Raw genomic sequence first — 22,547 nt, forward strand, 5'->3', positions numbered from 1 at the left:
TAAAATAAATAAAATTTTCATTAAATGGATGATTTTAGCATAGCTAGGAATAGTGGCCTTCAAGTAAAGTAACTCTAAAAAAATTAGGAAAAATAAGAAATACTGCTGATATAACCAAAGTAAGAAGGGTAGAAATAATTAAACAACCTTCTCCAATTCTTTTTACAATCTGATACACTCTCCCCGATAGCTTGACTGACCATAATTCCAGTCGCCTTTGTGCTATGGCAAACATCGGCACCACAAACAAGAACATACATTGCTGAGTTACTTGCGAGGCGGCTAATACGTTTGTACCTAACCACCCTATCATTAACAGCTACTACAAAAATCCTACCAATTCAATACCAAATTAAAGGCTTATGAGCCATCCAATTTAAAATAATTGTTTTAGGTTAAGTAATGCCGGTTTTAGGAACGACGATATTTAAAAATTTCTATGGCTTTAAATTGCTTTTGATAATAAAAACAAAATAATAAAATTAGGATATTGAGATAGGATTGAATCGTAAAAGCGTAAGGTAAACCTGCGATCCCTTGAGCTAGAATGCCTAAACGCTCAAAAATTAAAATTTAGGCAGAAATAATAAAAATTATTAAACAAAAGAGATTAACCAAGATCACTAATCATTGACGACAGATTCCGTATAGCATCTGCTGTAGAGCTGCCAATAACATAAAACCAGGAGTTCCCCATACTAAAGTGCGGAAATAATGTCTTAAATAAACTACTAATTTGGATAACTGGCCGGAAGCTAGTAGAAAACGATCCACTATTAAAAATAAAAATATTAATCGAACAGAAGGAATTAAAGTTAACATCAAAGAATTAAAGCCAACATGCAGCCTTGGTAAAATTTCTCCTATTTTTGAATAGTTCTGAGCACCATAGGTCTGACTTACCAGACCACAACTCTCATAAAAACAAAACAGAAATAAAAATAACAATAAGAGTAGTTTGTGTAGAGGTCATCAACATGCTAGCTGCTAAAATCGAATGGCCTAAGCGAGCCAACATCAGCATTCTGAGATAAATCCGCTTAACATTTGAATCAAGCACAAACCAGCCATCGGCAAAGCCAAACTCACAATACTTTTTGTTAGCTGACGGGTGGATTCCACGACCTTTAAAGAAGGAAGCTTAATGTTCACGGGTTTCACTAAATATAATCTTAGGCCACCTTTCGATAGTAATTTCTAAATTAACTCGGGATGGCGCTAGGTAAGTCAAATATTTTGAGCCATCATACGCTAAATTGCGAGATTGCTCTCTTTTAAATTGCTCCATAATAGTTTTATCATCGCAAGTAATCCATCGAGCGGCGGCCACGTTAACAGCTTTATAAACACATTTTACGTTATATTCATTTTCCAATCGATAAGCAACTATATCAAACTGCAAAAGACCCACTGCTCCTAAAATTAAATCGTTGCTATCCAGAGGCCGAAAGAGTTGGGTGGCACCTTCTTCAGACAATTGCGTTAATCCTTTTAATAAAGCTTTTTGTTTAAGAGAATCTTTAAGTCGCACCAATCGAAAAAGTTCAGGCGCAAAATTCGGAATACCACTAAATTTCATTTTTTCTCCCTGCGTAAAAGTGTCTCCAATTTGGATAGTTCCATGATTATGCAAACCAATAATATCCCCTGGCCAGGCCTCCTCTGCGTTCTCGCGTTTTCCCGCTAAGAATGTCAATGCATTATTAATTTGAACCTCTTTATCGAGTCGCACATGATAAACTCTCATTCCTTTTTTATATTGACCTGAAGCGATCCGTAAAAAAGCAATTCGATCACGATGGTCTGGATCCATGTTGGCCTGAATTTTAAAAACAAATCCACTAAATTTTCTCTCTTCCGGTTTAACCACTCGGACATCGGTTTCTCGCGATTGTGGCGCGGGCGCTTCTTGTACAAAAGTATTCAATAATTCACGTACGCCAAAATCATTTATAGCAGATCCAAAAAATACTGGTGTTAAAGCCCCTTTCAAATATTGCGTGTGATTAAAAGTATCACTTGCTTCTTTTACCAATTCAACTTCACTGCGCAATTCCGCAGCCAAATCACCCAATGCTTTATCCAATTCGGAATTATTAAGATTTTTTATCCGTAAGTTTTCATTAACGCGTTCATGTTTTTCCGGTTGGTAAAAATAAACAGCATCTTCAAGCAGATGGTATATTCCTTTAAAACTCTTACCCGTCCCTATCGGCCAAGTAACAGGAGCACAATAAATTTTCAGAACCGATTCGATTTTATCTAAGAGTTCCACGGGATGACGGGAATCGCGATCCATTTTATTAATAAACGTCATAATCGGCGTATTTCTTAGGCGGCAAACTTCCATTAATTTAATAGTACGCGGCTCAACCCCTTTTGCTGCGTCGATCACCATTAATGCTGAATCCACCGCTGTCAGTGTTCGATAAGTATCTTCTGTAAAATCTGCATGACCAGGGGTATCTAATAAATTAATTAAATAATCCTGATAAGGGAACTGCATGACGGAGGTAGTAATGGAAATTCCTCGCTCTTTTTCTAGCTCCATCCAATCGGAGGTGGCATGACGAGCTGATTTACGGCCTTTAATCGTCCCCGCTAATTGAATAGCGCCACCAAAAAGCAATAACTTTTCCGTTAAAGTGGTTTTTCCTGCGTCTGGATGCGAAATTATTGCGAAAGTCCGACGTATAATTGTTTTACTTTCTCTTTCTAATGACATCTCACTAATTTACCTAATCTTAAATGTGTCTTTATCGTCGCGAGTAACAGAGCAGGATAACACAAGCAATAGCAAATAACACGGTGAGCATTAAGGCTGCTAATAGTGGAGGCAACTGATAAACTATCGCAAAGGGTCCAAAAAACTGGTTCAACATATAAAAAGCAAAACCAATAATGACGCCAGTTAAAACTCGAATCCCCATGCTAGCCTGACGTAACGAACCAAAAATAAAGGGCACTCCCAAACAAATCATTACCACAGTAGTAAAAGGCTGAATAATCCTCTGCCAAAAAGCAAAAACGAAGAAATTAGTTTGGAGCCCTGCTTGAATACGATATCGAATCGTATGGTAGAGGCCTATAATTGATTGTTCTTCAACTGTCTTTCGACCTTGCTGTAATTGTTGAGGATCAAACACAATCTGTAGGGGGAGCTGACTTATTTCGATTTTTTTTATTTGAGTGGGTGTAAAAAAAGACTGTTTAACATGATAGAGCACCCAGCGGCCTTCCGAATAGCGGCCTTCGGAAGCAAAGGCGGCTGATAGCAATCGATGTTGATTAAATTGAAAGCGACTTACATTACTAATTTTATGTTTTGAATCAATGGAGCTAATGTGGATGAACGAATGTCTATCACGTAGCCATACCCCACCCAATGCCCGATAGCCAACTGCCTTTGAGAAAGCAAGAGATCTCATTAGTGCCCATTTTGATTCTAATCGGGGGGCCACAAATTCACCAATAAACGTTACCACTAGAATCATAAGCAATGCTGCTTTTACAACCGATCCTGTTACGCGAGCAATAGAAACCCCTGCTGCCCGCATTACGATTAATTGACTACTAGAAGCCAATCGGCCTAAACCAATCAAACAACCTAAAAATCCGGCCATTGGGAACAATTGATACAAATCGGAAGGTAATTGAGTCAAAACATACAGAAAAGCTTGTTCCAAATCATAATGACCTGAGCCGATTTTGGATAATTGGCCGATAAATTCTATAAAAATTTCAACGCCGAGTAAGATAAGAACGACTAGCACTGTCGCGCTAATGATAGCTTCACGGATATAGCGATTTAGTAGTCGCATGAAGGTGCTTTCCGATTCAGACGAAGGCGGTGCCACCAATGCGATTGAAAAAAGAATAAAGTACACGCTACCACTAAAAGTGATCCATTTATCCATTCTAATCCGACTGTTGGGCTCATTACCCCATTTTCAATCCAGGCTCGGCTCAAGAACATTAAATTGGCATAAACGATATAAATCAAAACAGCCGGTAATATTTGAGCAAACTTGCCTTTTCGAGGATTAGGTTCACTTAAAGGCACCGCTAATAAAGCGAAAATCCACACAGAGATAGGTATTGCCAATCGCCACTGCAATTCAGCTGCTGCCTTCAGATCCGTTTTGCTTAATCGCCATAGTTTAGTTGTGGGTATGGCTTGTACTTTCCCGGTAATGCTCATTTGGGGTGAGTCGAGACGGATCCCGTATTGGCCAAATTTTATAACATCGTACTTTAAATCTCCTGGCATCCCTACATAACGGGACCCGTTTTTAAACAAAACAAAGTTAGAATTATTAAATTCCCTATTTTCACCGGCCTCAGTGGCTGAGACAAGACTCCAGCGCTCCTTGTTCCCCACGGTTTGTTCGCTTTCTACTAAAAAAACGTTGACCATTTTTCTATGATGATTATTAACACCGCCAGCATAAAAAACCTTACCATCACTGCCCAAAGGTTGAAACCGGCCTGGGATAATCTTCGCTAGAGAAGCTGTTGCCAAAGCCTCGTTAAGAATCTTAGCACGATACCACTCCATTCGAGGTTCAACGGACAACATCAACCAAGCCACTATCAGTGTGATAAAGGTGGCTATGATCATAATCATAACTATAATCTGAGAACGGCTTACCCCACACGCAGTCAAAACAACCACTTCATGATCCACACTCATCCGTCCCAAAGCCAACAAGCTGCCAAGAAACAAACTCAAGGGAAGCAAATAACCCAATAATAAAGGTACCTGCAATGACATAATTTCCATTACCGCTTTAACGGTGATCTTACCAGCAGCGGCATCATTAAGATAATGAATAAATTGGTTAATGATAAAAATAATTAGTAAGATTAACGTTGTCGCTAACAAAGTACTGAGAATTTCCTTACTCAAATAACGGAAGACAATCACTGACAAATCAAATCTTTTATGGTTGAATACAACATTTCTGATTAATGAGCTGTTTGTATTTTACCAGAGCACAATACAACATGGAAAAAACTTACGATCCCAAACTCATTGAAAAAAATGGGCTGATTACTGGAAAAAGCATCAGTTAAGTCGCCCCCCGGTTCAGGAACTCCCTATTGCATCATGTTACCCCCCCAATGTAACAGGCACCCTCCATATGGGCCATAGTTTTCAGCAAACTCTCATGGATGTTTTAACTCGTTATCATCGAATGCAAGGTCATCGGACTCTTTGGCAAGGAGGCACAGATCATGCAGGAATTGCTACTCAGATGGTGGTCGAACAACAACTTGCTCAACAAGGACTCACTCGCCATGATTTAGGACGGAAATCCTTTATTGAGCGAGTGTGGGAATGGTGCGATCGTTCAGGAAATAAAATTACTCACCAAATGGGCCGCCTGGGTGTCTCCATCGATTGGTCCAGGGAACGTTTCAGTATGGACGAAGGTCTTTCGCGAGCCACTACTCAAGCCTTTGTTCGTCTTTATAATGAAGGTTTGATCTATCGAGGAAAACGGCTCGTCAATTGGGATCCTATTTTAAATACAGCCATATCCGACCTGGAAGTAACCACCAAAGAAATCGATGGTGTGCTGTGGTATCTTCGATACCCTTTAACTGATGGCACCAGACATTTAATAGTGGCAACCACTCGACCGGAAACATTATTAGGTGATGTAGCCATCGCTGTTCATCCCAATGATGAACGTTATCAACATTATATTGGCAAAAAAGTTCATTTACCTTTGACTAACCGGACTATTCCTATCATTGCAGATACCACTGTGGATCGGGAATTTAGGACGGGTAGCGTAAAAATCACGCCCGCACATGATTTTAATGATTATGAGATGGGCCAACGCCATCAATTACCTTTAATTAATATCCTCACTCCTAAGGGACAATTAAATGAAAATGTACCCAAGCCTTATCAAGGTTTAGACCGTTTTGATGCTCGAAAAAAGTTGTGGCCGATCTTGAAGAAAATAATTTTCTCGAGAAAACCGAGCCTCATCGTGTTCCGCTTCCTCGAAGCGAACGTTCCGGAGCTGTTATCGAACCGTTCTTAACGGATCAGTGGTTTTTAAAAATGGAATCGCTTGTAGAACCAGCCTTGGCCGCTGTCAAATCAGGAGAATTAAAGCTAATTCCAGCCACTTGGGAAAAAACTTATTTACAATGGTTAACCAATATTCAAGATTGGTGCATCAGTCGACAATTATGGTGGGGACATCGATTGCCAGTCTGGTACAATGAAGAAAAAATTACTATGTCGGTCATTCGCCAGAAGAAATTCGAAAAAAATACCATTTGGAAACTGAAATAAAATTAGAGCAAGAAATCGATGTACTCGACACTTGGTTTTCAGCCAGTCTATGGCCCTTCGCTACTCTAGGTTGGCCCGATAAAACTGAAACCTATAAAACTTTTTATCCTACCCAAGTCTTAGTCACTGGTTTTGACATTATTTTCTTTTGGGTTGCCCGCATGGCAATGATGGGATTAAAGCTCACGGGGAAACTTCCCTTCCATGAAGTTTATATTCACGGGCTAATCCGGGACAATCAAGGAAAGAAAATGTCCAAATCTAAGGGTAACGTTATTGACCCAATCGATATTATTGATGGAATTTCTCTGGAAAAGCTTATCAAGAAACGAACTCGTGCTTTATTACAACCTAAAATGGCTAAATCAATTGAAAAGCTAACATGCAAGGAATTTCCGCAGGGCATCGCCAGTTATGGAACAGATGCTTTGCGATTTACTTTTGTGCTTTGGCAAGTACCGGACGCGACATTAATTTTGACATGGGCCGTATTGAAGGATACCGCAATTTTTGCAATAAAATTTGGAACGCGGCTCGTTTCGTTATTATGAATACGGAAGGAAAAGATTTAAATCCTGAAAAACCTTTAACCTATAATACTGTTGATCGTTGGATCCGAAGTCGCTTACAACAAGCTATTAAAGAAGCTAGAAAAGCCTTGGATCATTACCGCTTTGATTTGCTTGCTCAAATTTTATACGAATTCGTTTGGAACGAATATTGCGATTGGTATGTAGAATTAGCTAAATATGTACTCTATAACGAGAATACCAAGCCCTCTCAGCAACGTGGCACTCGGATAACTCTCCTTGAAATACTGGAATCCTTATTACGACTGCTTCATCCGCTTATACCCTTTATCACAGAGGAAATTTGGCACACGGTAGCGCCACTCGTAGATAAAAATGGCAATAGCATCATGATCGAACCTTACCCTGAATTTGATAAGTCCGAGCTTGATAAAGAGGCCAACGCAGAAATTGAGTGGCTTAAAAATATCATCACCTCCATTCGAACGTTACGAGCTGAAATGAATATTTCTCCCGCTAAAACTATTACACTTATTTTCAACAAAGGAGAAGACAATGATAAAAAACGTCTGCAGGAAACTGAACAGTATATAAAATCATTAGGGAAAATTGCTCAATGGCGATGGGCGAATACTGATGAATCGCTACCTCCCAGTGCCACCGAGATTATGGGAAATCTTGAAATTCATATTCCTTTAGCAGGATTAATCCTTAAAGATATTGAACTTGCTCGATTAAAAAAGGAAATTACCAAGCTTCAAAGAGAACAAGAACACTCTCTAAAAAAATTAGATAATCCTAATTATATAATAAAAGCCCCTAAAGAAATTGTAAAAAAGGAACGGCTGCTTTTAGAAAAAACACAAAAGACCTTAAAGAAATTACAATTACAGTATGCGAAAATTGAAAATTTATAACACTACTTGGATTAATTTAGAGCAGTATTATTTTAATAAGTCCTGAAAAATTGGAGCCACTAATGTGGGCTCGTGAAAATTAATAATTTTGCGACTTACATTGACAGCTAAAGCAAAAGTGACATTTCGCTCTATAACATGAGCTACCAACACCCCATATCCTAAATTATTACCAGCGCTCCACACTACATCGCCCCACCGTCGAAACCTTGTTTTATATAGCCCTCCTAAACCATAAAAGTCTTGATCCTCGCGAGGACTCGCCTTGGGGTCTACCGGAACTCCATCAAATAATTGTTTAAGAGAGCCCCTTAAAATTCGCCCTTCTAACAACATTCGCATCCAACGAATAAGATCATTGGTGTTGGATAAACTAGCTGCTCCGGCCAATCCATTAAAATTATAAGCACTGGTAACATCATATACTTGCAATTCGCGATTATTATTGTAAGTTACTACGGGCTGATTGCTAAAACCACTGGCGTAAGGATGGGAAATAGGTAAATAACCATGCGCCAATTGAGGCAATAAATCTTCCTCCAGCACACCGTAAGAGCAATAATGCGTCGATTTTAAACTTACGGAATCAAATAATTCTCGCATTTGCTGTGAAGATTTACGGCCTGTTGCAGCCTCTAAAACTAAACCAGCAATAATATAATTAGTTGCAGAATCACTTAAAATTCCTCGAAAAGGTAATAAATATCCTAAGCGATATCGTACATTGGAACCTGTAATTAAATCTAAATAGTTTTCAGCTTGCCAAATCTTCTGAGGTTTGGCAGCAAACGCTTTTTGATAAGCCACAGTTTCATCATAAGACGGAAGGCCCGAGGTATTATTCAGCAGTTCTCGCAAAGTTACAGGTTTTAGGTAAGGATAGAGATTGACGATCAGCTTTAGGCGGCCACCATCCAGGAGATGTTGATTACTTAAAAGAGCCAATGGTGAATCTAAGTCCAATACACCTTCCTCAACTCGCTTCAAAATAAGAGTAGCAGTAAACATTCGAGTAATTTTCCCACTTTGGAAAATATGTTCCGCAGAAAGAAGTTCGCGAGTTTCTACGTTAGCGTAACCTGCGCAATAATGGCGGATACGATTTCCCGTTTTACAAACACTTAAGATCACTCCCGGTAAATTATTCTTAATGATATCGATTGATTTCATACAAGAACTATACCGGATTTAAAGAAAAACCCAAAGACACTCCTCAATCGTAAGTAAAGTATCGTTAAAGAATTATCTTGTATCCGCCATAGAAATTAAGGATTTCTTAAATCGAACGAAATACGAATAAGCGATGGGAACTACAATGAGAGAGAAAAAAGTACCGAACAATAAACCACCTACGATCACCCAACCAATCTGATGTCGACCAATAGAGCCCGGTCCTATGGCTAAGGCCAAAGGAAGTGCACCAAATACCATACCCATTGTTGTCATTAAGATAGGTCGCAATCGAATCGTCGCGCCTTCAATAATAGCATCTGACGTGGCTATACCTTGTTTGCGTAAATCATTTATAAATTGCGTAATCAAAATCCCATGTTTACTAATCATACCAATTAATGTAACTAACCCAATCTGGGAATAAATACTCAAAGTTCCACCGGCTAACTTTAATGACAACAATCCCCCCACGATGCTCAAAGGAACAGCTAATAAAATAATCAAGGGATCAATAAAACTCATAAATTGAGCTGACAACATCAAGTAAATGAAAATAAATGACATAATAACAATACCAATAATGCTTTGGGATGATTCTAAAAATTGTGCTACTTTTCCTGAAAAGGCAGCATGTACGTTTGAGGTTAATACTGTAAGTAAATGAGCTTTAATATAATTAATTACCTGACTTTCGGAATATCCTAGCGAAAGACGAGCAGAAATATTTCCTGAACGAAAACGATCATAATGCGTGAAATTCCCCTGTCCCACAGTTGGAGTCAAATTAATTAAACTTGAGACGGGAATCATATTTTCTTTATTACCAGATAAGGAGGGGACCACACTGCTTCGCACATATAGCTTTCTAAGTGCATTAAAATTACATAGATCATCTTTTTGCATTTGAACAATAACTTCATAGCTCTTATTACCTGCTTGAACATCGGTCCAATGATTCCCACTCATCATCGCGCTTACCGTATCCGCAATATCTTGAATATTTACACCCAGTACCGCTGCTAGATCACGTTTGATAGTAATGGCATATTGCTGAGTATCATATTTCAAATTGGTATGGACATTCATTACTCCGGGGTATTGCTTTAAAATTTTAACCATCTTATTAATCGGGTCGAGTAAATCCATGTAATTCCCACCTGTCATAAAATTCAAATCGATATCATTTCCTTCTAATTCATAATTAACAATATCTGGAATATAAGCCGTTGCATCGATTCCCGGTATCGCTCCTAATTTTGGATTTAAGTCAGCGATCACTTCCTCAGTAGTTTCTTTTCGATCACCCCACGGTTTTAAGGTAACGCGAATATTTACGCTGCTAGTGGTAGATACTTGACTAATAACACTGGCAACAGCAGGGTTCTGCTTAATAATATGTTCAATCTGTTCAGCATATTGATCGGTATAATTTAAACTAGCACCGGAAGGTGAAGTCACACTTACCTGAATTAAACCAATATCTTCCTTTGGTATTAATTCGGAAGGTAAACTCATAAAAATCAGATAACCCAGGTCTGCAATAAATATCAAAGCAATGACAAAGAATCGACGCTTGCTTAAGGCAAATTTCAAGAGACGTTGGTAATGATTTGCCAGTTGAGAAAATAAGCGATCAATGATTACGACTAATCGACTATCGTGAGTACGCACCAATAATATTCTCGAACATATCATTGGTGATAGGGTCAATGCAACAAAGGCTGAAATAATTACCACGGCGGCCAACGTAAATGCAAATTCTTTAAATAACCCTGCCGTAAATCCCTGAAAAAACCCAATTGGTGCATATACAGCCACCAACGTGAGAGCCATTGCAATAACAGGGAAAGTGATTTCACGGCTCCCTTTAATCGCTGCTTGCATTGGTGTCATTCCCTCTTCGATGTGACGATGAATATTTTCCAACATCACAATAGCGTCATCCACCACCAAACCAATGGCCAATACAATACCAAGCAATGACATGGTATTTATGGTGAAACCTAATAATGCAATAAAAGCAAACACCGCAATTAAACTAACGGGAATAGTTATAATGGGAATACTTGCCGCTCTTGCCGAACCCAAAAATAAAAATACGACGAGAATAACTAAAATAACCGCTTCACCCATCGTATAAAATGTTTCTTCTATTGAAGATTTTAAAAACATAGAGGCATCATAATTCACGCTGGCTTGCATTCCCTTCGGTAAACTCTCCTGAATCTGGGTCAAAGCTTGTTTTACTTCATGAGCTACTGTAATTGGGTTGGCTTCTTGCAAGGGTTCAATTAAAACTTCAATACCATTTTGACAATTAATCCGCATAGGTACTTGATATAAACTACGATAGCCTAGCTCCACATGGCTAATATCGTTTAAGCGAACCGTACCGCCATCGGTGTGTTTAATTATTATATTGCCGAAAGCAGCCGCATTTTTTAATTGAGTATGCGACACAATGCCAAAATTTCGTTTAGGTTCTTGGATGGAGCCGGCAGGAAAATAGATATTATTGGCGGTCAGCGCATTTTTGACATCAGTCACAGTCACTTGATGAGCAACCATTTTTGAAGCATCCAACCATATACGCATGGCATAATCGCTTGCACCTAAAATATCAACCTCGCCCACACCGGGCAATTGCCGCAAAGCAGGTTGAACGGTGCGTTCTACATAATCTCGAATATCAGCGGATGATTTTTGAGGATCAATAAATCCCACTCCTAAAACTGGACTTCCTTTAGTTCCTACCGTAATGGTCGAGGGATTAGCATCGGGAGGCAATTTATGGCGAATACCAAATACTTTATCTCTAACGGCATTCGCTTCTTCTTCAAAATTGCCTCCCAGACGAAATAAAACAGTCACATAACTGCTACCTGAATAATTTATTGAATTAATAGCAGCTACATGATCAACGCCCAATAGCGCATTCTCAATTTGAGTCGTGACCTGGCTCTCCATCAACTCGGCACTTGCACCTTCATAAGAAGTAACTACTGTCACTGTCGGTAGTTGTAATTTAGGAAAAAAACGCAGCTCAAGACGTTGGAACGAAACAATTCCTAAAACAACTAAAATTGAGCTTAAAACAATAGCCAAGACAGGCTGACGAATGCAAATTTCAGACAATTTCATTTCAAAACCATTACTACTCAAATTACTTGGTAAAGATTACGCCTCTTGCTTCACGACTCTCACGATACTTCCATCGTCTAATTTTTGCTGTCCTGCCACTACTATGATATCTCCAATTTTTAAACCGCTTAACACTTGTGCCTGATTATCCAACCGGGCACCGATTTTAATATATGTCTGCCTTACTTTATCGCCCATCACCTTATAAACATAATATCCCTTTATGTCCGCTTGAATAGCTTCTTCCGGAACCACAGCTGTATCTTTAGCAACCGAAATTTGATGAGAAACATGCACAAACATACCCGGTGACAATAATTTCGTATCATTGGGGACTAATGCTTGGATAGAGATTGAATGTGTATCGGAATTAACTGTTGGTGAAATGAAACTTACTGTGCCATAAAAAACTTTTTTAGGGTAAGTGCTGCTAGTGATAGTAACCAGCTGACCTAACTTCAATTCAGGCAAAAAACTTTCTGGCAATTGATAGTCCGCTCGTAACTGGGAGGTGTTTATTAAAGTAACTAAGGGATCTCCAGCCTTAACGTAATCTCCTATTTGGACATGAAAAATACCTAATACGCCAGAAAACGGTGCGATTGTAATCTTTTGATTTAAGGAAGCTAACTTACTTTTTACCGCCGCTTCCTTACTTTCCACATCTGCTTTCAAGGTAGCTAATTCCTGTTGAGAAATTGCCTGATTTAACAATAGCTGGGAACGCTCATATTTGGTGCGAGCTAATTTCATGGCAGTTACCGCTGACTGATAATCGGCTTGTGCTTGCACATTATCGAGCTCCACAATGGGCATTCCTTGGTCCACTTCTTGACCGTTTTTAAAATGAATGCCTGCTATTCGTCCGTCCGATTCGGCGCTAATTGTGACGACTCGCACCGCAGACAAACTACCTAACGCATTAACAGAATTGGGAATATCGGCCGTTTTGACTTGAGTCACATCCACAAAAACAGGCTGTGGCCCCACAGGCACGGACTTAGCAGCTCGAACCCACATAGGGCTGAACAAGAAATCAATGCCAAGAATGACGACAAGACTCAAGAAGAATCCAGATTTCCAGTATTTATACATGAACAATACTCATTTTACTGTCGTGACATCGAGTTGCTGAGTATAATTGGATTTACGTCTCGCTGCCATTTCCTTATCTGGGTCCTAACACCCCACAGGCTTGGACCGAGATTCAATGAACTAAGGAGGGACTACAAAGAATCAAGATGATATCACGTTTTTAATCTTCTTTTAGGGTTATTGAGATATACTGTTTCCTCAATCTCATTTTTTAGATATAAGATTTTTAGATACAAGATAAAATATAAATATAAATATAAATATAACGCAAGAGTACCTACCCGTATTCACCAAAATCTCCAGGAATGGAGAGCAAATGGTATGATTTTGATTGGAGATCGACAATTACTCTTGCGAATAGCAAAAAATAAGGAATTGATGTGGGCGTCAAAACAAATAACGGGTAACAATCCCTCTGATATATACCGATTACTTAATCAGTATGGCAAAAAACTTATTCCTCTTTTTGAGAAAGAGTTTGAAGATAACTAAACAAATACTGCTACAAAGAGCAATAACTCTACTCTTTATTTTACCATTAAATCCAAGCTTAAATACTTTATTTTTAGAATTTTTTAATACCCAGTCCTAAATTTACAAAATGCCATAGAAACCCAAGTAGAAAACGAAATGCATGATGATGAATTTAGGAAAGAAGAAATAACTGAAAACGATATGAGTTATGAAAAACTTATGTGCAATCTCGTCGCTGATGAGCAATTAAAAAAAGCGGATTAAGAAAATACCCAAGCATCTTCTTATTATCCTTATGCCTTATTAGAATTAACACCCGAAGCCTGCAGAAGAAATCGCTGCCACTTCATTATTAGTATTATTGGCAGAGGCAGCGCCCGCTGAGAACGAAGAGCCAAACCATACATTTTGTGAACGTACTGCAGCACTCACTTCAATCGTAGTCGCTTTTAAGGAAGGGATCAAATCCGAGGAAGAATTAATATCTCATCTCTCACAAGCAATAAATGATGAGACATCAGCTCCACGCAGTATTAGGAAGATGAAGTTCATTTTTTCAAATAGTACCTAATTCTTCGGGAAATTGAATTTTACGTGTTATCATTTTTTCTAGACTCGGGTGGATAGTAAGATTCGATGAAAATTTCATTTCTATTTTTTTCGGAGAGCAAATGGAGCTCAAATTGCCTGTAGATCATTGCAACTACAATACAAATTTCTAGAAAAGCAAATTCCTTTGCCAAACAACTGCGCTTACCTCTCCAAAAGGAAATATAAGTATATTGGCAATCTTGCCCCATCGCTTTTTTAAAAAGCGTTGAGGATAAAATTTCTCGGATTACTCCAGAACTTAGGATGACGATGTAATAAATAGACGTTAATCATCAAAGAGAGTCGTCTGGTTGAATGGGATATTCTCTAATTTCATCTTTAGCAATGGCCTGTCGAAAAATATAAACAACAGGTGAATATAATCGCAATGTTTTTAAAACCACTGCTTGAGTATAAGTAGTTTTTCAAAATCCGCATAATTAGGAAGGGGATTAGAACAGACTGCCGCCACTTCTTCAGCAATTTGCTAACGAGTGTTAGGATTTTGAGATAATAAAACCAGAGTCCAACAAAGAGTAGCTGCACTGGTAAGATATCAAACCATATTATAAAATACCACATGATTTCGAACTAAGACAAACTTTGAAGAATCCTCGTTAGTAATAGAATATGCATGTAGTAGAGTTCCTAATAAAAAATCATCATAATCTCTATCACGAGATAACCTCTAAATCATGAGATAATCTCTAAAGAACTACCACCCTATTAGCAGAAGCTCGTGCAAATTTAATATCATCTTGATATTGAAATTTTTTCTTAGTGGGTAAAATCTATAACAGCTATGTGACAGCCATATTTTTATCTCTAATCATATTTAAAATTTTAGGAATATGTTTTACAAATGTTTCAATATTGATATCGATATCGTGGAAACGTGTAATTTTTTAAAATTAAGTTAAAGAATCCTTTCGAAAGCGTAATAAGAAGAGTAATGTCGGATCCTTAACCGTATGAGCAGCAGCCATATTTTTTTACATAAATTAACTTACCAACGGAAGCGACCTTAAAATGGACGGAGGTTAAGTGAGAGCAACCCGGGTTGGGTTAGGCCTTATCAATTTGCCTAATTAATAATATTGATTACAATCTAACATCAGCCTACATGAAACGGAGGGAGACCAACAAACCTAATTTAAAGTGCCTTTCTTAATTAGAGGCACGCTTAGATTCCCCAACTTCGACCTGACTTAATCAAGTTTAGCTACAAAAGTATCAACTAATGAGATTAAGAAAAAAGTAGAAAAATATACAGATAAGATTGGTAAAAAATTGAATCTAGATAAATTTATTAAAAATTTATAAAATTTATAAAAATGGATTCCCAACAATTTTCACAAGCTGTATTGCTTTGGTTTAAGAGTTTTGGCCGCCACAATCTTCCTTGGCAAAAGGATATCACTCCTTATCGAGTCTGGGTTTCCGAGATTATGCTGCAACAAACACAAGTTGCGACAGTAATCCCCTACTTCAAACGTTTTATGGATCGATTTCCAACTCTTACAACTTTAGCTTTGGCAAATATTGATGAGGTTCTTGCTCATTGGTCGGGTCTAGGTTACTATGCCCGCGCCCGTAATCTTCATCGCACTGCGCAAATTATTCACAAAAAACATCAGGGTCAATTTCCTACTACAGTAGAAAATTTGACTTTATTACCCGGCATCGGCCAATCGACGGCAGGTGCCATTTTATCATTGGGGATGCATCGATATGCGGTGATTTTGGATGGCAATGTAAAGCGTGTCTTAGCCCGTTATCATGCTTTGAATACCCCAATTAATCAATCGGATGGGATCAATTTATTATGGGATTTAGCAAAAAAATACACCCCTCGAAAGGACTGTTGGAATTACAATCAAGCCATGATGGATATTGGCGCTATGGTATGCACCCGCACAAAACCTAAATGCGCTCTTTGTCCTTTAAAAAAAAACTGTTCTGCTAATCAACAAGCTCGTCAAACCGAACTTCCTGTCAAGAAACCCAAAATAAATCGACCACGCAAAAGTATCTATTTGGTCTTACTGCAAAATACCACAGGCCATATTCTGCTGGAAAAACGGCCTCCCGTAGGAATATGGGGCGGATTATGGAGCTTTCCGGAATGTCCTATAGATAAAAATATCAAAAGTTGGTGTCGGACAAAATTTAATATTGACGATACTATCCAACTCGAACGATGGAACTCTTTTTTTCACAAATTTAGCCACTTTGAGCTAGAAATTAAACCGATTTTACTGCAGGTTGGCATGAGAGCTTCGCAAATTATGAAAGAAATTATGGAAGGTGGATTCCAAATCTGGTATAAAGAAGGCTCTCCCCTCCCAGGAGGGGTTGCTGCACCAGTAGCACGATTACTTGAACAATTAAAGCACGATAAGTAATATGACGACTCGCCGCCGTATCTTCTGCCAAAAACTAGGTAAAGAGGCTGATAAGTTAAATTATCAACCCTATCCGGGCGAATTAGGAAAACGCATTTACGAACAAATTTCTGAACAAGCTTGGGAAGCCTGGCTTTCTCATCAGACCATGCTAATTAATGAATATCGCCTGAATCTCATTGACCCCAAAACTCGTTATTTCCTCGAACAAGAGATGGAAAAATTCCTCTTTGAAACGGAAAGTAAGAAGCCGCCAAGGTTTTACCCTCCTCGCTAAAGAAACTTAACCGCTCTTATTCACATGGACGAGTAGCCTCTCCTCCATATTTCTGGCGCATATGATGTTGCTGGCAAAAATATCCCGATACTAATTGGCATAGCGGATCAGGTTCGCTCTGAAAAGCAACAGTAAGACAATTCTCCTGATCTTTATATACATATTGAATAATACATATTGAAAGGAAAGCAACAAAGAAAGCAGCACGCAGGAAAGCGTATCAAAATGCAAACAATAAGAGGCGATGAAGAGAAGTTTACATCTTGTGGCACATGCAAGAGGTACCAAGGATATATCTCCTGGAGAAACCATCTTCATCAGGGCTACAAAGAAAATAATTCTCTTAGGCATAGGGCAGAAACATTGACTAATAGGATTAAGCATAAGCACCACATTAAAGAGTGTATTTGTATCAAACTTATTTTGTCTTTAATTAATTTTTTTCAAGGAGGATCTATGAATCCGTTAACATACGATACCCAAAAAGCAAAAGAATATTTTGAAAACAAAATAGCTTTCTCCGTAGGACCGGTGGAAGTTTCTAAAATGATTAAGAAAAATAAGGAAGTTCTGATAGTGAATGTTCGTGCTTCCTTCTCCTAAAAGAATGGGACAAAGCAGCTGAAAAATTAGACAAAAACTAATATTGTTTATTGTTATAGCCACGTGTGCCATTTACGGCCTAAATCTGCTGTAAAATTTTCAGATCAAGAGTTTCCTGTAATGGAAATGGATGGGGGCTTTAAGGCTTGGGCCCAGTCACAAACTTGAAATTGAGAAATGGTATTGACTTTAAAGGCAAGCTCAAGCACTATAAGGGCCCTCGCTCGGCCAGATAGCTCAGTCGGTAGAGCAGAGGACTGAAAATTCTCGTGTCGGCAGTTCAATTCTGCCTCTGGCCAATATAAAATCAATAGATTACACTGCATTTTTTACTTCCACAAAATTCTATGTGAAAGAAAAGAATTGTGGAAGTCGAACTATGTGATACGGAGTAACGTTAACGTTGGTGTGCTCGCTTTTCTTCCACATACTTTCTCTGCGGCTTCCAATAGTTTTCCAACTTCCGCCGCTGAGTAATGTGTAGTCATCCGATCCAATTTGTAACCGAGCAAATCCTGCCGATCTTCAAAATTGACTCTGGCAGTACGCAATCTTCGTCCAAACGTGTGCTTTAAATCATGGAACAACTAAAACGGTCCTGCCTATTCTTAATCAAACGCACGCGTTTTTGCCCTCTACCACAATATGTGCTGGTATTACAAATACGCTGACATTAGGGATGATGATTTATGCCTAGGTAAGAAGGGAGCGTCTCTAAGCCGAACAAAACGCGGCAAAATTAAAAAATTTTTCATTATAAAATTTATACTCTTTAAATTATTAATTTTCATAAAATGAAATTTTCTTGGGAAAAAATTTTATTTTATATTTCAATAAATGCTTGCGTTTAAACATATTATTTTCTTCCAGTAGTTTTTTTCATTGGTATGGTTTTCATTGGCGTGGATTGCTAACGGGAGTCTCACTGAGACTGTGCCATAAAACACCAATAAGTGATAACGGATTTAATGATAAGGCATCATCTCTACCTCATAGTTTTAAACGTGACTAAATTAAAAAACTCGTTTTAAAATCAGATCGACTTTATTATGCTTTTTATAGGATATTTGTAGTTCCTTTTACTTTTGTAATTAAAAATTTTGATATTCTATATCAACAAAAGAGGAATTATGTTGATTCGATAGGTTCTTCAATAAATTCCTCCGCTTGAGGTTTTCTAAATTCTTTCCATTGTGCGCTGACGTATAAACCTTTTATAAACTCTAAAACCTGCGCCTAATGATCGAGTGGATCAAAAATTTTAATCGCAAAAAGCGTGGCCGGCTTTTCTCCCATATATCACACTCTTATGGCCATCACTAAACCAAAAGTGGCCGCATTATTTTCCCCCACCCAAATATACGATCCTCTTCTGTAAATGCGAAAACATTGGCTTCTCCAACAAACAGTCGAATAATACAATCTGTTTGGGATGGGTCTGGGAAATGCACTTTCGTCGGTAGATTTCGATAGTTCTTATTTCCTAATCCAAGTTGTCCTAACGAAAAATATTCCAAGTGCTCAAGGCGCCATACAAAGAGGCGCGCCCCCTTCCGCTGTCAAAGCGACAGCTCTCTCCTCTGAGTCGTCGATAAAGTTGATAAATCGAATAATCTGAGCATCGAGTGAGATATTAGAGAAATAGTTTCGAGGCAATAATGCTCTTGATAACTCCACTTCAAGTGGAGTCCAGGTATAAAGACGACTTTCGCTGGTTATCACAAAAAGAGAGCTATTTACTAATAAAATTGACAATGCTGTCATGGGCAAGGGCATATCAGGAAATCGATTTTTGGGTATCACTGTTAGTGTATTCGCCACTAAACTATAATTTCGAAATCTAACTGGTCCGCTGTTATTGCACACCCTCTTTACACATAAAGAGATCTCCCTTCTTTGTCAATCCAAAGGCGAAATGATCCATAGCCATATAGCAGAAAGTTGAATTATCGAATCGTTAGGGAAACAATGTAACTTCCATACCCACAACCGACTCCCGTCACAGCTCGATTTTCTTAAACACCAAAGATCCGAGAAGGGAATCCAAAGGACGCTGAACATCTGTTTTACTATCATCAACGACTTTTAAAAGATAAAGGGACTATGGATTTTTAAATACTCATGATTAAATACTCGTGAACCGTTTGTTCACTTTTAAAAAAGTTTTAACGGCGATTCTCATGCTTGATTCTCATACTTGAGGATGTTTTCCTCAGCCGAGCAAGTTCAACAGGCGTTAATAAATAAAGCAGCCGCTTATGGTTATATCACCGACGCATTGTCATCATTGTTTTTGTCTTTTCTATCTTTTCTTCATTGAACTACGACTCTCCATTTTATTTGAATCTATAGATAATTTGTACACTTCTACATCGGATTTATTAGTAACAAAACAATTAGATTTTGGTAAATCCAAGTATAGTATTTATCAAAAATCGTCGATTTTTGATAAATATTTTTTGTTTACCATGTATTCTCTGTATTCTATATAAATATCATCAATACATTCACAATCGAAATAGACATACAATGGATAAATTTTTTATTTTCTCAATTAATTAATTATAACTTGAAAATTGATTTCTAAAATTTTTATAAATATTTTCTAATTTTTTCTTTAATATGTATAATTGAACTAAATTTAAAATTATTAAAATCATTAAAATTATATTTTAATGATTTTGATTTAATAATAAATGGAAGTTAGCATCATAAGTTATTTCTCCTTTTTATACAATTGTTTTACCTTTTTCATTTAATTGATAGACTTCATGATTATTACAGTAATTAAAATAAAAAATGGAAATTTTTATAATTTATATTAGTTTTATTTAGTTTTTATTATAAAATAATCAGATATAATCTATTTATATTATATTTTATTATAAATTTTAATGATCTTGATATTTTTTAATAGATGATTATTCATGGTATTCATCTCAAAAATGTTAGTAACAAAAGAAATGCTCTTGTAATTAATAATTTGTCCTTTCTTTATATGCTGATAATATTTCTAAATCTGAACTATCTAAATATACTCTAATTGAAACATTTTTTAATATTGTTTTATCAAAAGATATTTTTATGAATGGCTCTTTGGTCTGATCGAATAGCGGAATCTTTATTAAATACGATAATTTTTACTACAGTACGTATAAACCTTCTCTATTAATAATGTCTGATATTATAGTTATTAATAAAAATAAAATATTCGTAAAACCACATACATATTTTTTTTAATGTTTTTGGATAATTTATTAAAATAATTATAAAATTAAAAACCATATATTCTTAAGTGCTTAGTTTAAACGAATTTAATAATAAGTAAACTAATCTGGAAAGAAAGATTATTTTAATTATTTATAAATATATTTATATAATAAATACCACATTCTTCTTGAATTTTCTCGTGTGATTTTCCAATGATCAATTCCTTTAATATAAAATATCTTATTTTTAAATAATTTTTTTATAACTATAATTCAGATAGTATTGTTTGATATTAAATTCATCTGTAGGATTAGAAACACTATTAGAATTTAATATCTGCGAAAACGATTTAATATTCTCGTCAATTAAAGTAAAAATTTTAATAATATTTTTAAATCTTTATTAAAATTACATTAAATTCAACTAATTTTTCTTGTCATTCAAATAAATTTTTATTAGCGATATTAGTTTTATTCGATTAAATAAAATAGAAGACCTCACAAAAATTTTTATTAAAAAATATATTATACAAGTATATTCGATTCAGATTTAATAATCTATTTAATGTTTTGATCTAGATTTTTATAGAATAAAAAATAATCCAAAAAATTTTTTTAAAATATTATTTTGAAATCTTTACAAGAATCATGTAAACATTGGATCTATGAGATATTTATGTCGATTAAGATTTTTCGTTTACGTTTTTTAAATTTATAATAAAAAAATGAATTAATTCTATATTTTTGAAATCCTGATAATATATTTTTTAATTGATCGTGAAAAGAACTTTATCAAATTGAAAAAATTTTTAATATCTCATTTTGTTTTTTTGTTTTCTTTGGTTTTTTTCGATACAGGTATCTTCTGGTTAATATTTGATCCAGTTACTTGAAAACTATATTCTGTTATAAAAAATTTGAGATTCTGTGCTACAAGTGAGATCAAAAAAATCTTTAAATGTATCATAATTTTTAGCACTCTCATTTTAACGCGTTGGTTTAGTTCTCTTATGTAACGAATATGGAAAAAATTATAAATCTTATTCTATAGAAAAAAGATAAGAAATATATTTATTATCTAAGTTAAAACCATAACACTTATAACTCGTACGAGCATTGAGATTATTATGGTTAGTTTTCATAATAATTTTAAAAATACTATCGTTTATAAAAAATTTTTTGACGTGATTAAGAAAATCTTTCCTATACCCCTTTCCTCTATGCATTTCGTCAATATACGAGTGTTGCAAGATCTAAATTTTATCGAGCGACAATCTGCTAAATAATGGATAGAACTAATCAATCTTAACAACGCGATGATGTTTTGGGTTTAAAGTATCATATGCAAGAAATACTAACATTTCTTGTCGACGTAAACATGTCTCAATAAACGAAATAATTTTTTGTCTCTCATGCGGGCTTATAAAAACTCTGATAAGATTCTAATAGTGAATCAATGCTGTCTATGTCTTGCTTGTTAGCTTGTCTAATCAAATAGGATATTCTCACGATTAAGAATTCTTAAATTATAAAAACAGTTATGTATAAAAAATAAAATCTTATATCGAACTAATTATTTTTGATAATGAATACAATCAATTGATTTCTCTTCAAGTATCTTTACATAAACTTACTTTTTTAAGGTATTCACGTCGGTTATTGACAAATTGTTTTTCTAGACGATTTTTTTAAATCTACTATTTTCTTGCTTTATTTAGATGAGACTTAATTACTTTAATCAAAAATGGAAACTTCCAAATTAGATATTGAAAAACTTCGAAAAATACTTAAATACCATGTTTACACTTTCTTGCGC

At 36.3% G+C, this 22,547-nt stretch carries 14 protein-coding genes, 1 tRNA gene and 1 pseudogene; 5 read left to right on the forward strand and 11 right to left on the reverse strand.

The annotated features are described in order from the left end of the window. Nucleotides 1-43: 43 nt before the first annotated feature. From MRH55_RS05705 to lptF, 4 genes are all read right to left on the reverse strand, one after another. Nucleotides 44-313 (reverse strand): hypothetical protein, encoded by a 270-nt coding sequence (locus MRH55_RS05705; protein ID WP_304985265.1) that lies wholly within the window; start codon nt 311-313, stop codon nt 44-46. Nucleotides 314-1,141: 828 nt separating this feature from the next. Continuing rightward, a complete protein-coding gene (locus MRH55_RS05710; RefSeq protein WP_304985266.1) occupies nt 1,142-2,725 on the reverse strand; it encodes a peptide chain release factor 3 in 1,584 nt (527 codons plus the stop codon). Between the two features lie 31 nt (nt 2,726-2,756). Further along, nucleotides 2,757-3,821, reverse strand: coding sequence for an LPS export ABC transporter permease LptG (gene lptG / locus MRH55_RS05715; protein WP_304985267.1), 1,065 nt, complete (start codon nt 3,819-3,821; stop codon nt 2,757-2,759). After that, nucleotides 3,809-4,927: an LPS export ABC transporter permease LptF gene (lptF, locus tag MRH55_RS05720; RefSeq protein WP_304986151.1), complete on the reverse strand. Its 1,119-nt coding sequence runs from the start codon at nt 4,925-4,927 to the stop codon at nt 3,809-3,811. The genes lptG and lptF overlap by 13 nt, the downstream gene beginning before the upstream one ends. 80 nt (nt 4,928-5,007) lie before the next feature. Here lptF and MRH55_RS05725 point away from each other — a divergent pair. Then, nucleotides 5,008-7,763: pseudogene (locus tag MRH55_RS05725) on the forward strand (valine--tRNA ligase). 27 nt (nt 7,764-7,790) lie between these two features. Here the strand turns inward: MRH55_RS05725 and MRH55_RS05730 are convergent. The 4 genes from MRH55_RS05730 to MRH55_RS05745 all read right to left on the reverse strand — a co-directional run bounded on the left by MRH55_RS05730 (nt 7,791) and on the right by MRH55_RS05745 (nt 14,111). Beyond that, nucleotides 7,791-8,933 carry a serine hydrolase domain-containing protein gene (locus tag MRH55_RS05730; RefSeq protein WP_304985268.1) on the reverse strand — a complete coding sequence of 381 codons (1,143 nt, stop codon included), beginning with the start codon at nt 8,931-8,933 and terminating at the stop codon, nt 7,791-7,793. Nucleotides 8,934-9,005: 72 nt separating this feature from the next. Then, nucleotides 9,006-12,077 carry an efflux RND transporter permease subunit gene (locus MRH55_RS05735; RefSeq protein WP_304985269.1) on the reverse strand — a complete coding sequence of 1,024 codons (3,072 nt, stop codon included), beginning with the start codon at nt 12,075-12,077 and terminating at the stop codon, nt 9,006-9,008. A gap of 36 nt (nt 12,078-12,113) precedes the next feature. Continuing rightward, a complete protein-coding gene (locus MRH55_RS05740) occupies nt 12,114-13,172 on the reverse strand; it encodes an efflux RND transporter periplasmic adaptor subunit (protein ID WP_304985270.1) in 1,059 nt (352 codons plus the stop codon). A gap of 783 nt (nt 13,173-13,955) precedes the next feature. Next, nucleotides 13,956-14,111, reverse strand: coding sequence for a hypothetical protein (locus tag MRH55_RS05745; RefSeq protein WP_304985271.1), 156 nt, complete (start codon nt 14,109-14,111; stop codon nt 13,956-13,958). A gap of 1,460 nt (nt 14,112-15,571) precedes the next feature. Here MRH55_RS05745 and mutY point away from each other — a divergent pair. Further along, complete coding sequence (mutY, locus tag MRH55_RS05750) at nt 15,572-16,642, forward strand: A/G-specific adenine glycosylase (RefSeq protein ID WP_304985272.1); 1,071 nt, start codon at nt 15,572-15,574, stop codon at nt 16,640-16,642. A gap of 1 nt (nt 16,643) precedes the next feature. Continuing rightward, nucleotides 16,644-16,919 carry an oxidative damage protection protein gene (locus MRH55_RS05755; protein ID WP_304985273.1) on the forward strand — a complete coding sequence of 92 codons (276 nt, stop codon included), beginning with the start codon at nt 16,644-16,646 and terminating at the stop codon, nt 16,917-16,919. Nucleotides 16,920-16,935: 16 nt separating this feature from the next. Here MRH55_RS05755 and MRH55_RS08190 read toward each other — a convergent pair whose 3' ends face one another. After that, nucleotides 16,936-17,130 carry a hypothetical protein gene (locus tag MRH55_RS08190; protein WP_500784522.1) on the reverse strand — a complete coding sequence of 65 codons (195 nt, stop codon included), beginning with the start codon at nt 17,128-17,130 and terminating at the stop codon, nt 16,936-16,938. Here MRH55_RS08190 and MRH55_RS05760 point away from each other — a divergent pair. Further along, nucleotides 17,097-17,522, forward strand: coding sequence for a hypothetical protein (locus tag MRH55_RS05760; protein ID WP_304985274.1), 426 nt, complete (start codon nt 17,097-17,099; stop codon nt 17,520-17,522). The genes MRH55_RS08190 and MRH55_RS05760 overlap by 34 nt on opposite strands. A gap of 226 nt (nt 17,523-17,748) precedes the next feature. After that, nucleotides 17,749-17,821, forward strand: a tRNA-Phe gene (locus tag MRH55_RS05765). A 78-nt stretch (nt 17,822-17,899) separates the two neighbouring features. Here the strand turns inward: MRH55_RS05765 and MRH55_RS05770 are convergent. Beyond that, nucleotides 17,900-18,109, reverse strand: a complete 210-nt coding sequence (locus MRH55_RS05770) for a site-specific integrase (RefSeq protein WP_304985275.1) — start codon at nt 18,107-18,109, stop codon at nt 17,900-17,902. Between the two features lie 934 nt (nt 18,110-19,043). Next, nucleotides 19,044-19,343, reverse strand: coding sequence for a hypothetical protein (locus MRH55_RS05775; RefSeq protein ID WP_304985276.1), 300 nt, complete (start codon nt 19,341-19,343; stop codon nt 19,044-19,046). Between the last annotated feature and the right edge of the window lie 3,204 nt (nt 19,344-22,547).

The sequence above is a fragment of the Coxiella-like endosymbiont genome (assembly GCF_030643785.1).
GTDB lineage: Bacteria > Pseudomonadota > Gammaproteobacteria > Coxiellales > Coxiellaceae > Coxiella.